We start from the raw sequence: 12555 nt of genomic DNA, 5'->3' as shown, positions 1-12555 counted from the left end.
GTGTCTCGCGGAGATCGCCCTCGCGCAGATCGATGAAGCGGCTAAAGCCCGCTTGCTCGAAATGCCGCCGTGCCGCGCGGGCCTTTTCGGGCTCGTGCTCGGTGCCGATCACCAGACCGGTGCCGCCGGCGCTGCGCACGTTGTCGCGCACGGCGGCGGCGAGGTAGAGCGTCGAAACGCCATACGAGGTGCCGGCCTCGACGACTCGGCGCGCATTGATCGCGCGACACAGCTGATAGCAGAATTCTGCCTTGTCGCGATCCAGTGCGACGAACTTGTCGCTGCGAAAGCTCTTGATCTCCGCTTCGGTGCATGCGCCGTCCGCCCGTCGCGCATCGAAGCTTGCGATCAACGCAGCTTGCTCGTCGCTCTTGCGATGCAAGGCGGCGAGCAGGTGTTGTAGTTCCGGATCGCCGATAACACTCAAGGGCCGCCTCCCGCCGGGGCGGAGGCCGATCATGGCCTCTGCGCCGCGAGAGACCTATATCGTCTCAAGGCACATCGATAGCCACCGGACGCCCAGGCGATGAAAGTTGGCCCGTACGCGCAGATTCAGCGCGCTCAGATCTCGATGTCGAGCCCGACGTCGAGATTGGGCGACGAATGGGTGATCGCGCCTGACGAGAGATAGTCGACGCCCGACTCGGAGATGGCGGCGGCGCTTGCATGCGTGATGCCGCCGGAAGCCTCGATCGTCATGCGTCCTGCCACCATGGCGACCGCCTGCGTCATCGTCGCGGGGCTCATGTTGTCGAGCAGCACCGCGTCGGCGAGGCCGACCTCGAGCACGGTTGCGAGCTGCTCGAGCGTATCGACCTCGATCTCGATCTTGACCAGGTGGCCGGCCGCCGATTTGGCGCGCTGGAGCACGGGGCGGATGCCGCCCGCGACAGCGATGTGGTTGTCTTTGATCAGGATCGCGTCGTCGAGGCCGAAGCGGTGGTTCACGCCCCCGCCGCAGCGCACGGCGTACTTCTCCAGGTGGCGCAGGCCGGGCGTGGTCTTGCGGGTGTCGGCGATCCTGGCCTGGGTTCCCGCGACCGCATCGACGTAGGCCCGCGTCAGGGTGGCGACGCCCGAGAGCCGGCCCAGCAGGTTCAGCGCCGTGCGCTCGGCGGAAAGCAGCGCACGCGCGTTGGCCTCGACCTTCGCCGCCGCCTGGCCCGCCGCGACCGCCTGGCCGTCGGCGGCCAGGAAAACGAAGGCGGCGCCGGGGTCGAGCTCCAGGATCGCCAGCCGCGCGCAATCGAGGCCGGCGACGACCCCGGGTTTGCGGGCGACGAACCTCGCCCTCAGCACGGCGTCGGCGTCGATGCAGGCCTGGGCGGTGACGTCGCCGGCCCGGCCGAGGTCCTCGGCCAGCGCCAGGCGCACCACCGGCGCGATCAGGATGTCGGGCGGCGGCGCGATCATTCGGCGGCCAGGCAGGCGGGGACGTCGACTTCGGCCAAGGTGACGAAGGTGCGCTTGGGCCCGCCGGCCGCCGGCGGGGCGTCGCTGCGGAAGTGGGCGCCCAGGCTCTCGCGGCGGTTCAGGGCGCAGACCGCCACCAGGCGGGCGGCGACCAGCGCTGGCGTGCGCCCGTGGGCGGCCTCCAGCCGGTCGATCACTCCCACCAGGCGGCAGAGCCCCGCGGCGTCGCGCACCACGCCCGCGTCGCGGCTCATGGCCTGGCGCAGAACGGCCAGGGCGGGAGCGGGGAGGTCCGGCGCGGCGCGGCCCTTCAGGACCCTGGCCCGCGTCTCCACCTCCTCGCGGGCGGCGCGGCCGGCGCGGGCGCCGAACACGGCGGCTTCCACCAGCGAGTTGGAGGCCAGGCGGTTGGCGCCGTGCACCCCCGTCGAGGCGCACTCCCCGGCGGCGAACAGCCCGGCCAGGCGCGTGCGGCCGTGGGCGTCGGTGACGATCCCGCCCATATGGTAGTGGCAGGCCGGCGCCACGGGAATCGGCTGCGTCCGCGGGTCGATCCCGCCCGACAGGCAGGCGGCGAACACGGCGGGAAACTCCTCGGGGAAGCGCTCGCCCACCGCGGCGCGGGCGTCGAGGAAGGCGCCGCGGCCGGCCAGCCGCTCGGCGTGGATGGCGCGGGCCACCACGTCGCGCGGGGCGAGCTCGGCGTCGGGATGATGGCCGGCCATGAAGGCGCGCCCGTCGCGGTCGATCAGCCGGGCGCCTTCGCCGCGCAGGGCCTCGGTGGCCAGCGGGGCGGGGTCGCGGCCGATGTCGATGGCCGTCGGGTGGAACTGCACGAACTCCGGATCGCCGATCAGCGCGCCGGCCATCGCCGCCAGCCCCAGCCCCTCGCCGCGCAGCTCGGGCGGGGTGGTGGTGACGGCGTAGAGGCCGCCGACGCCGCCGGTGGCCAGCACCACCGTCGGCGCGGTGATCTCGACCAGGCCGGTCTCGTGCTCGGCGACCACGCCCCGGATCCGGCCTGTTGCGTCGTTCAGCAGGCCGCGCAGGCGCATCCCCGTGCGCACCTCGACGTGGCGGGCGGACAGGACTGCGGCGGCGACGGCGGCCATGATCTCGCGGCCGGCCTGGTCGCCCTTCACCCGGGCGACCCGGGCGCGGCTGTGGGCGGCCTCCAGGCTCTGGGCGAAGGCGCCGGCGGCGTCGCGGTCGAAGGGCGCCCCCAGGGCGGCCAGCGCCCGGACGGCGGCGGGGCCCTCCTCGGCCAGCAGCCGGGCCATGGCGGCGTCCACCAGGCCCGCGCCGGCCGCGACCGTGTCGGCGGCGTGTAGGGCCGGCGCGTCGTCGCCGCCCAGCGCCGCGGCCATGCCGCCCTGCGCCCAGGCCGACGAGCAGCCGTGGTTCAAGGGCGCGCCGGCCAGCACCAGCGCCTTGCGCGGCGCCGCGGCCAGCGCCGCCGACAGGCCGGCCAGGCCCGCGCCCACGATCAGGACGCCATCATGCACAATCCGCTCGGCCATCCTCAAACCTCCCACCAGCAGTATCAGTCCGTGAGGCGAACGCGGTCGCCCGGCCCCCCGGCGTCCGCCTTGTTCAGATCAGTTCCACGTCCACGTGGTGGCGCGCCTTGACCAGGTCGTAGCGCGCCGGGACCGCCGGGGGCGGCAGGTCCACCATCCGCTGCACCGCCAGCCGCGCCCGCCCGGCGACGGCGGGGTCCACCGTCACCTCGTAGCGGTCGTGCAGCAGGGACTCGTAGATGTTGTCGAGCGTGATGCGCTTCATGTGCGGGCAGAGGTTGCACGGCCGCACGAACTCGGTCTCCGGCGCGTCGCCGGCGACGTTGTCGGCCATCGAGCACTCGGTGATCAGCACCACCTGCTTCGGCTTGCGGGTCAGCACATAGTCGTTCATCGCCGCGGTGGAGCCGGTGAAGTCGGAGACCTCGATCACCTCCGCCGGGCACTCCGGATGCGCCAGGATCTCGGCGTCCGGATAGGCGGCCCGCAGCTCCAGGATGTCGTCGCGGCTGAACCGCTCGTGCACCTCGCAGCGGCCCTGCCAGGCGATGATCCTCACCGCGGTCTGGCGGGCGACGTTGCGGGCCAGGAACTCGTCGGGGATCAGGATCACCCGGTCGGTCCCCCACAGCCTGGCGGCCTCCTCCACCACCTGCACGGCGTTGGCGCTGGTGCAGCAGATGTCGGTCTCGGCCTTCACGTCGGCGGTGGTGTTCACGTAGGTGACCACGGGCACGCCCGGATAGCGCTGCTTGATCAGCCGCACGTCGGCGCCGGTGATCGAGGCGGCGAGGCTGCAGCCGGCGCGCAGGTCGGGGATCAGCACCTTCTTGTCGGGCGACAGGATCTTGGAGGTCTCGGCCATGAAGTGGACGCCGGCCTGCACGATCACCGCGGCGTCGGACCTCGCCGCCGCCTTGGCCAGGCCCAGACTGTCGCCCACGTAGTCGCCGACGCCGTGGAAGATCTCGGGCGTCATGTAGTTGTGGGCCAGGATGACGGCGTTCTTCTCGCGCTTCAGCCGGTTGATCTCGGCGATCAGCGGGGCGTGCAGGCGCCATTCGAAGGGGGTGACGTGGCGCTTGACCTTTTCCCAGGCCGGCGCGGTCGCCCGCTCGACGGCGGGGGTGAACGCGAATTGGAACCCGTCGGCCATCACAGCCTCCTTATGCTCAAAATGAGCATTTCATGGTCCTCAAAAACGCCGCGAGAGCAGAAGGGTCTCCGCGGCGCCGGTTGTTATGCTCATATCGAGCAAAACCCCGCCCGATATATAGACCCCACCTGGACGGCCCACAAGACGGATTCGACAGATCACGCCGTCTGCGGAGCAATCGCCGAGACGTCGGCGATTGCGCGGGCCAGGGCCTCGGCGGTGTAAGGCTTGCGCAGCATGGGCCAGGGTGCGCCCTCCGCGGAGACCAGCGCCTCGCCGACGTAGCCGGAGGACAGGATGACCGGCAGCTCGGGCCTGAGCGCCGCCGCCTCGTGCGCCAGTTCGACGCCGGTCTTGCCGCCGGGCATCACCAGGTCGGTGAGCAGCAGGTCGACGCCGGAGGCGCGGCGCAGGATGTCCAGCGCGGCGGCGGAGGTTTGCGCCCGCTCGACCGTATGGCCCAGGCCCTCCAGCATGGCCTCCACCATGTCGCCCACCTCCACGTCGTCCTCGACCAGCAGCACGTTCAGCCGCGGGCTGCGCTTGCCGGCCGCGAGGGGCGGGGGATCCTTGGGCGTCGCCAGGGTCTCCGGCGAGAGCGGCAGGTAGATGCGCACCGCCGTCCCGCGCCCGGGCGCGCTTTCCACCGTCGCGCCGCCGCCGCTCTGCCGGGCGAAGCCATAGACCTGCGAGAGGCCGAGGCCGGTGCCCTTGCCCACCTCCTTGGTGGTGAAGAAGGGCTCGAAGACCCGGGCCAGGGTCTTGTCGTCCATGCCGCAGCCGGTGTCGCGCACGGTCACGCAGATATAGGCGCCGGCCGGGGTCTCCTCGACTTCGCCGGCCTCCAGGCGCACCACCGCGGTCTCCAGGCCGATCGCGCCGGACTGGCCCACCGCGTCGCGGGCGTTGACCACCAGGTTGAGCACGGCGGCCTCGAACTGGGCGGGGTCGATGCGGCCCACCGTGTCCGGCGCGCCGAGGTCCAGGGTGAAGCTGACGCCTTCGTCCACCGCCCGGCGCAGCAGGGACCCGGCCTCGGTCAGAAGGTCGTCGATCCGCGTGAGCTCGGGCTTCAGGGCCTGGCGGCGGGAGAAGGCCAGGAGCTGGTGGGTCAGGCGCTCGCCGCGGCGGGCCGCGCCCTGGGCCGCCTCCAGCATGCGCTCGCGGCGCGCGTCGTCGTGCGGGTGCCTGCGGATCTGGTCGAGGGCCCCGGTGACCACCATCAGCAGGTTGTTGAAGTCGTGGGCGACGCCGCCGGTGAGCTGGCCCACCGCCTCCAGCTTCTGGGCGCGGGCCAGGGCGGCGGCGGCTTGGTCGCGCTCGGCCACCGCCGCCTGCACCCGCTCGGCCAGTAGTTCGTTGATCCGCATCAGGTCGGCTTCGGCCTGCTTGGCCTCGGTCACGTCGATGGCGATGCCGATGAAGCCCTCGAAGCCGCCCCCGGGGGCGAGCCTCGGCTGCGAGTAGGCGCGCAGCCAGCGCGGCTCGCCGTCGAAGCGGAAGAAGCGTGCCTCCAGGACGAACGCCTGCCTGGAGGTTTCGCCCTCGACCTGCTGCGCCAGCACCCGCTCGCGGTCTTCGGGGTCCAGCCGGTCGCGCCAGTCGAAGGCCAGGGCCGCCTCATAGGCGCCGCCCAGGAAATCGAGGTAGGCTTGGTTGACGAACTCGCGCACGCCGCCGGGCCTCGAAACCCACATCAGCACCGGGACGCGATTGGCCAGGGCGCGGAACCGCGCCTCGCTCTCGCGGACCTGTTCGTCGGCGCGCCGCCGCTCGGTGACGTCGATGTTGACGCCCACGGCGCGGACCAGGCTCCCGTCCGCCGCCGGGAGCATGTCGCCGCGCGACAGCAGCCAGTGGACGGAGCCGTCGGGCCAGGTCACCCGGTACTCCACCGGCTCCATCACGCCGTCCAGCATGGCCCGCTTGTTGGTCCGGCGCACCAGTTCCCGGTCGTCGGGATGCACGACGGCCAGCAGGCCTTTCAGGTCCGCGCCCTGGCGGGGGTTGAGGCCGACGTTGCGGTAAAGCACCGGCGACCAGTGGCCCTCGCCGGTGGCCAGGTCGAGGTCCCACAGCCCGACGCTTCCGGCCTCCTGCGCGAGCTCCAGGCGCTGCTCGGATTCGGCCAGGGCGTCGCGGATGCGCTGCTGCTCTTCGCGGGCGGCTTCGAGGTTGAGCAGGGTCTCCCGCAGCGCGCCGGACACCAGGACGCAGACGGCGCCGGAGGCCGCGAACATCAGCGTGATCGCAGGGTTGGACATGGCGAAGGGCGTCACGTCGCGGGCGAAGACGCCGAAACCCACGCCGACCGCCAGCGTCGCGAGGCCCCATCTGCGGCCGGCGTAGAGGGTGGTGAGGATGAAGGCGGGGAAGAAGGTGGACGACAGGCCGAAGCCGTTGTGCAGTCCCAGGAAGGCCAGCCTGAGGCCGATCGCCAGGCCCATCGAGATGGCCGCCACCGCCAGCGCCGCAAGAAACGGCGGCGGGCGGCGCGGCGTGAACCGCAGCGGCCATTCGGCGAGGTTCATCGGGATGAATGGCTCCGCGCGGCGCTGGTCGAAGGGTCCGTCTCCAGAAGGTCGGAATCATGGCTGCGCTGGCGATGGGGCGCAACTGACGATATCCAGGCGCCGGTGCGCCCCGCGCCGGCGTCCAGGCAGGAGAGGCCGACGATTCCGCTCCGAACCGCCCTTCCCCTGCGGCCCCTGCTGGCGGGCCTTGCCGCCGCCGCGTTCGCCGTGGCGGCCGTCTTCGCGGCGCTGCACGCGGGAAGGGGCCCCGCGGCCGGCGGCGGCGCGGCGGCGCATGCGGTCACGGGATCGACCCGCGACATGGTCCGGCTGACCGGGCGGATGGACCGCGCGATGCTGGCGCTGGCCGCGCGCCACGAGCCGCGCCGGCGCGCCCCCGACCTCTGGGGCCGGCCGCCGGGCTGGGGCGACCTCGACCTGTCGGCCGTGCCCGACCTGGGGTTCGCCAGCGCCGCCGACCGGACCGCCCAGGAGATCAACGCCCTGCGGCCGGCCTCGCTCCTGCCGATCCGGCCCATGCGGCCCTTCGTGCTGCCGGCGACCGGCGCCGATGGGGCGCGCGCGCTGCAGTGCCTGAGCCAGGCCGTCTACTACGAGGCGGCGCGCGAGCCGCTGAAGGGCCAGCAGGCGGTGGCCCAGGTGGTGCTGAACCGCCTGCGCCACCCCGCCTACCCGAAGTCGGTGTGCGGGGTGGTCTACCAGGGCGCGGCGCGGGTCAGCGGCTGCCAGTTCACCTTCACCTGCGACGGGGCGCTGAGGTTCACGCCCCAGGCCGCGCTCTGGTCGCGGGCCCAGGCGGTGGCGCGCCGGGCGCTGTCCGGCTTCGTGCTGAAGGACGTGGGCTCGGCGACCCACTACCACGCCGACTACGTGGCGCCTTACTGGGCGCCGACCCTGGTCAAGCTGGGGCAGGTGGGGGCGCACATCTTCTACCGCTGGACCGGGCCCTGGGGAGAGCCGCCGGCCTTCACCGGACGCTACCTGGGCGGCGAGGCCAACCTCACCCAGGCGGTGCTGCAGGGCGCCGATCCGCGCATCGGCAATCTGCTGGCCCCCGAGGCGCAGGGCATCCTCGCCGGGCGCACGGTGACGCTGGCGGTGGCCGGCGAGGTGCGCACCTACACCATCGCCGACCCGAAGGCCGAGGGCGGCCGGCGCACCCGGGTGCTGGGCGCGATCTATGCGCCGCGGCGGCGGCCGACGCCGGACGAGGTGCGCGAGATCAACGCCTCCCTGGTCGACCTCGAGACGCGGCTCGATGAAAAGCGCCCCGACCCGCCGGCGTCGTCGTCGCCGGCCCCAGCCGCGCCGCCCGCGCCATGAGCGGCCTGGACGAGCCCGCCTTCAACCTCGGCCCCGTCGGCCAGATCGCCGTCGGCGTGGCCGACCTCGCCCGGTCGCAGGCCTTCTACGGCGGTGTGCTGGGCCTGCGCGAGCTGTTCGCCTTGCCCGCCGAGGCGGCCTACGACTGCGGCGACCTGCGCCTGCTGCTGCAGCAGCGGGCCGACCACGAGACGGTGCGGCCGGGCTCGCCGATCTACTTCCGGGTGGACGACATCCGCCGCGCCCGCCGCGAGCTTGAGGCGCGGGGCGTGGCGTTCACCGAGCCCATCCATCTGGTGGCGGCCCTGCGCGACCACGACCTCTGGATGACCTACTTCGCCGATCCCGACGGGCACCGGCTGGCGCTGATGATGGAGGGCCCGAAGGGCTTCGCGGCGTGAGGCGGGGATTGCCGTCGCCTACCACACCCCGATCTTCTGGGCTTCGGCGTGCGCGATGGGGTGATGGGCCCTGCGGTGGTCCTCCTCGGCCAGGAAGCGCACGGCCTCCAGGGCCGCCATGCAGCCCATGCCCGCCGCGGTGACCGCCTGGCGATAGACGTCGTCGGTGACGTCGCCGGCGGCGTAGACCCCCTCGACCGCCGTCGAGGCCGTGCCGGCCTTGACCTTCAGGTAGCCGGCGGCGTCCATCTCCAGCTGGCCCTGGAACAGCTCGGAAGCCGGCGCATGGCCGATGGCCACGAAGACGCCGTCGACGGCGATCTCGCGGGTCTCGCCGGTCTTGCAGTTCGACAGCCGCACGCCGGTGACGCCCAGGGGCGCCTCGGTCCCCAGCACCTCGTCGAGCTGGCTGTCCCAGACCACCTCGATCTTCGGGTGGGCGAACAGCCGCTCCTGCAGGATACGCTCGGCCCTGAGCTCGTCCCTGCGGTGCACCAGGGTGACCTTGTCGGCGAAGTTGGTGAGGAACAGCGCCTCCTCCACCGCCGTGTTGCCGCCGCCCAGCACCGCCACCTGCTTGCCGCGGTAGAAGAAGCCGTCGCAGGTGGCGCAGGCCGAGACTCCGAAGCCCTGGAACCTGGCCTCGGACGGCAGGCCCAGCCACTTGGCCTGGGCGCCGGTGCAGATGATCAGGGTCTCGGCCAGCCAGACCGCGCCGGAATCGCAGACCAGGCGGAACGGCCGCTTCGACAGGTCGGCGGAGACGACGATGTCATTGACGATCTCGGTCCCGACGTGGGCGGCCTGGGCGCGCATCTGCTCCATCAGCCAGGGGCCCTGGATCACCTCGGCGAAGCCGGGATAGTTTTCCACGTCGGTGGTGATGGTCAGCTGGCCGCCCGGCTGGATGCCCTCGATCAGCACGGGATCGAGCAGGGCGCGGGCCGCGTAGACGGCGGCGGTGAAGCCGGCGGGGCCGGAGCCCACGATCAGGCAGCGGACGGTGCGGGGATCGGAACGTTCGGAAGACATGAGCCCTATTTAGGTGAGATTCTGGAGCGGTGCGATGGATGACAGGTTGAAAGCCGTCGGCGCGTTCGCCGTCGTGGGGGCGGCCCTGGGCGCCGGCGTCGCCCTGGGGCTCGGATTCCGGGTGCTGGCCTGGGGCGCCGCGCTCGGCCTGGGGGCCGGCCTGGCGGTCGGGGCGGCGGCCGGGCTTCCGCGGCGCAGGCTGGTTAACGGGGATTTCAGCGCCCCGGTCTAGGCTGCGGCGGATCGCAACCGGGTTCCGCCCATGTCCGACGCAGAGATCGAGATCGCCGGCCGCAGGATCGGCCCCGCCCACGAGCCCTTCGTGATCTGCGAGCTGTCGGGCAACCACAACGGCGATCTGGACCGGGCGCTGGCGATGATCGACGCGGCGGCCGCCACCGGCTGCGACGCCATCAAGCTGCAGACCTACACCGCCGACACCATCACCATGGACAGCGACCGGCCGGAGTTCCTGATCCGCGGCGGCCTCTGGGACGGGCGCAAGCTCTACGACCTCTACCGGGAGGCCCACACCCCCTTCGAATGGCACGCGGCGCTGTTCCAGCGGGCCCGCAAGGCCGGGGTGATCCTGTTCTCCACCCCGTTCGACGAGACGGCGGTGGACCTGCTGGCCGGCCTGGACGCGCCGGCCTACAAGATCGCCTCCTTCGAGGCGGTGGACCTGCCGCTGATCCGCTACGCCGCGGCCAGGGGCCGGCCGCTGATCATCTCCACCGGCATGGCCAACCTGGCGGAGATCGCCGCCGCCAAGGCCGCCGCCCTGGAGGCGGGCGCCGCGGGCGTCGTGCTGCTGCACTGCGTCTCCAGCTATCCCGCGGCCCTGGAGGACGCCAACGTCCGCACGGTGGCCGACATGGCGCAGCGCTTCGGCGGACCGGTGGGCCTCTCCGACCACACGCCGGGGACGGCGGCCTCGGTGGCGGCGGTGGCCCTGGGCGCCTCGGTGATCGAGAAGCACTTCACCCTGGCCCGGGACGATGGCGGCCCGGACGCGGCCTTCAGCCTGGAGCCTGTGGAGTTCCGCGCCCTGGTCGCCGACGCCAAGGCCGCCTGGCGGGCGCTGGGCCGGGCGCACTACGACCTGCTGGGCTCGGAACGCGGCAACCTGCAGTTCCGCCGCTCCCTCTACCTGATGGCCGACGTCAAGGCGGGCCAGCCGCTGACCCGCGCCGACGTCCGCTCGATCCGCCCCGGCCTGGGCCTCGCGCCGGAACATCTGGCCGAGGTCGTGGGCCGCAAGGCCGCCCGCGACCTCCACCGCGGCGAACCGCTGGCCTGGGACATGCTGGGCTAGCGGCGCGCCAGCCCTTCTCCCGCAAGGGGAGAAGGACGCAAAAAGCAAAACGCCCGGCGCTGAGGTCGGGCGTTTCAAAGCTCAGGCTTCGTGTCGCCTCAGGCGGCGACGGCCTTGATCAGCGACTTGTTGAGGATGCCGATGGCGGCCTCGCGGTCGATGCGTTCGATGGCGGCCACTTCGCGCGCCATGCGGTCCAGGGCCGATTCGTAGAGCTGGCGCTCCGAATAGGACTGTTCCGGCTGGTTCTCCGCCCGGTGCAGGTCGCGCACCACCTCGGCGATGGAGATCAGGTCGCCGGAGTTGATCTTGGCCTCGTACTCCTGGGCCCGGCGGCTCCACATGGTGCGCTTGACGCGGGCGCGGCCCTTCAGGGTGGTCAGCGCCTGGTTGACCACATTGCCCTCCGCCAGCGAGCGCAGGCCCGAAGAGCGGGCCTTGCCGGTGGGGACGCGCAGGGTCATCTTCTCATGGTCGAAGGTGATGACGTAGACCTCGAGCGACAGACCGGCGACGTCCTGGGTTTCGATCCCCTGCACCTGGCCCACGCCATGGGCCGGGTACACCACGTGATCGCCAACTGAAAATTCCAGTCCGGTCTTGCTCATCTGCAGTCCTCTCAAAAAATCCGCTGCAACGGCCGGACCGGTGAGGCGGGCGTCGGGCCCGAGGCGCTGAGGTCCTGCGTCAGAGACAAAGCTGCGCCGTCCGCAGGGACGGTCGCGGCGGCGTGTAATCTCTGAACCGGAATAACCTCTAAGACATCCTTCGCCCGGACGGGCGACCGTCGCCGAATCGGCGCTGCTTCCAGAACGACATGGGACGCGCCTCAAGGGCGACCCACGCGTCGGCCATGACGATAGCATAAAATTAAGCCGATAGAAAGAGTTGCCGCAGCGCGTCAGGAGCCGCGGCCGGGCTTCTCGCTGAAATATTTGTCGAACTTGTCAGTTTCCCGCTCGAATTCCGGGCCGTCGGCGGGCGGATCGCCCTTGACGGTGATGTTGGGCCAGACGCGGGAGTATTCCGAATTTACTTTCAACCACTTGCCGTCGGGATCGTCCTCCGTGTCCGGCTTGATGGCGTCGACCGGGCATTCCGGCTCGCACACCCCGCAGTCGATGCACTCGTCGGGATTGATCGCCAGGAAGTTCTCGCCCTCGTAGAAGCAGTCCACCGGGCAGACCTCGACGCAGTCCATGTATTTGCACTTGATGCAGGCTTCGGTGACCACGTACGTCATGACGGAGTTCCTTCAACGAAGTGGCGGGCGCGAGGTAAAGCGGGCCCGTCTGGCGCAAAAGCGGCTTTGGGGTAACACAGTGCCCTAAGGGCCGCAACCCCGCGGGCGAGCAGGTCACCGTTCTGTTTCGCGCAGCCGATCGAGCGCCCGCCGCTCGGCCTTGGTCGGTCGCCCGGCGCCGGAATCGCGGCGGAACGGACCGGTCGCGTCGCTGCGCGGCGGTACCGGCGGCGAGAGGTCGTCATAGAGCGCCCGCGCCTCGGGCGCGGGTCCGCGCCGGGTGCCGAGCGCCAAGATCCGGACGACGCGCACGGTGCCGTGGAGGGTGAAGGTCACCACGTCGCCCGCACGCACCCGGGCATGGGCCTTGACCACCGCGCCCCGCAGGCGCGAATGGCCGTCGTCGAGGAATCGCGTCGCGAGCGTCCGGCTCTTGAAGAAGCGGGCGAACCACAGCCACTTGTCGAGCCGCAGCAGGGCGTCGCCTTCGCCCGCGCCGAGATCGGTATCGTTATCTTCGCTCACGGGCGGCGCACCAGATCGGCGAGCTTCGCGAACGGCGAATCGGCGCGCGGCTTCACGCCCGCGGCTTGCCGCGGCCGCTTGCGCGCGCGAGTG

13 protein-coding genes are annotated in these 12555 nt (G+C 71.8%); 4 read left to right on the top strand and 9 right to left on the bottom strand.

The annotated features are described in order from the left end of the window. The 5 genes from VGL30_RS03600 to VGL30_RS03580 all read right to left on the bottom strand — a co-directional run. The coding region (locus VGL30_RS03600) for an O-methyltransferase (protein ID WP_331536872.1) at nucleotides 1-460 on the bottom strand (460 nt) is incomplete at its 3' end. Nucleotides 461-561: 101 nt separating this feature from the next. Further along, nucleotides 562-1413 (bottom strand): carboxylating nicotinate-nucleotide diphosphorylase, encoded by an 852-nt coding sequence (gene nadC / locus VGL30_RS03595; protein WP_331536870.1) that lies wholly within the window; start codon nucleotides 1411-1413, stop codon nucleotides 562-564. Continuing rightward, the gene (locus VGL30_RS03590; RefSeq protein WP_331536868.1) at nucleotides 1410-2933 is read right to left on the bottom strand and encodes an L-aspartate oxidase; all 1524 of its coding nucleotides are present in this window, start codon (nucleotides 2931-2933) and stop codon (nucleotides 1410-1412) included. The genes nadC and VGL30_RS03590 overlap by 4 nt, the downstream gene beginning before the upstream one ends. Nucleotides 2934-3006: 73 nt before the next feature. Beyond that, nucleotides 3007-4089 carry a quinolinate synthase NadA gene (gene nadA, locus VGL30_RS03585; RefSeq protein ID WP_331536866.1) on the bottom strand — a complete coding sequence of 361 codons (1083 nt, stop codon included), beginning with the start codon at nucleotides 4087-4089 and terminating at the stop codon, nucleotides 3007-3009. A 158-nt stretch (nucleotides 4090-4247) separates the two neighbouring features. Then, complete coding sequence (locus VGL30_RS03580; protein WP_331536864.1) at nucleotides 4248-6620, bottom strand: PAS domain S-box protein; 2373 nt, start codon at nucleotides 6618-6620, stop codon at nucleotides 4248-4250. Between the two features lie 210 nt (nucleotides 6621-6830). On the opposite strand from VGL30_RS03580, the gene VGL30_RS03575 reads away from it, so the two are divergent. Continuing rightward, on the top strand, nucleotides 6831-7946 hold the full coding sequence (locus tag VGL30_RS03575; protein WP_331536862.1) for a cell wall hydrolase: 1116 nt from the start codon (nucleotides 6831-6833) through the stop codon (nucleotides 7944-7946). Then, nucleotides 7943-8347, top strand: coding sequence for a VOC family protein (locus VGL30_RS03570; RefSeq protein WP_331536861.1), 405 nt, complete (start codon nucleotides 7943-7945; stop codon nucleotides 8345-8347). The genes VGL30_RS03575 and VGL30_RS03570 overlap by 4 nt, the downstream gene beginning before the upstream one ends. Nucleotides 8348-8365: 18 nt before the next feature. Here VGL30_RS03570 and trxB read toward each other — a convergent pair whose 3' ends face one another. Next, the gene (gene trxB / locus VGL30_RS03565) at nucleotides 8366-9379 is read right to left on the bottom strand and encodes a thioredoxin-disulfide reductase (protein WP_331536859.1); all 1014 of its coding nucleotides are present in this window, start codon (nucleotides 9377-9379) and stop codon (nucleotides 8366-8368) included. A 34-nt stretch (nucleotides 9380-9413) separates the two neighbouring features. On the opposite strand from trxB, the gene VGL30_RS03560 reads away from it, so the two are divergent. Continuing rightward, entirely contained in the window at nucleotides 9414-9611 is a 198-nt protein-coding gene (locus tag VGL30_RS03560; RefSeq protein ID WP_331536857.1) for a hypothetical protein, read from the top strand. Nucleotides 9612-9641: 30 nt separating this feature from the next. Continuing rightward, entirely contained in the window at nucleotides 9642-10694 is a 1053-nt protein-coding gene (pseI, locus tag VGL30_RS03555; RefSeq protein ID WP_331536855.1) for a pseudaminic acid synthase, read from the top strand. 98 nt (nucleotides 10695-10792) lie between these two features. Here the strand turns inward: pseI and VGL30_RS03550 are convergent, their stop codons facing one another. From VGL30_RS03550 to VGL30_RS03540, 3 genes are all read right to left on the bottom strand, one after another. Continuing rightward, the gene (locus VGL30_RS03550; protein WP_331536853.1) at nucleotides 10793-11302 is read right to left on the bottom strand and encodes a CarD family transcriptional regulator; all 510 of its coding nucleotides are present in this window, start codon (nucleotides 11300-11302) and stop codon (nucleotides 10793-10795) included. 293 nt (nucleotides 11303-11595) lie between these two features. Further along, a complete protein-coding gene (gene fdxA / locus VGL30_RS03545; RefSeq protein WP_331536851.1) occupies nucleotides 11596-11937 on the bottom strand; it encodes a ferredoxin FdxA in 342 nt (113 codons plus the stop codon). A gap of 114 nt (nucleotides 11938-12051) precedes the next feature. Next, nucleotides 12052-12462 (bottom strand): RNA-binding S4 domain-containing protein, encoded by a 411-nt coding sequence (locus VGL30_RS03540; RefSeq protein ID WP_331536849.1) that lies wholly within the window; start codon nucleotides 12460-12462, stop codon nucleotides 12052-12054. Nucleotides 12463-12555 lie beyond the last annotated feature (93 nt).

The sequence above is a fragment of the Phenylobacterium sp. genome (assembly GCF_036502675.1).
GTDB lineage: Bacteria > Pseudomonadota > Alphaproteobacteria > Caulobacterales > Caulobacteraceae > Phenylobacterium.
This window is presented reverse-complemented; position numbering and strand designations above follow the sequence as displayed.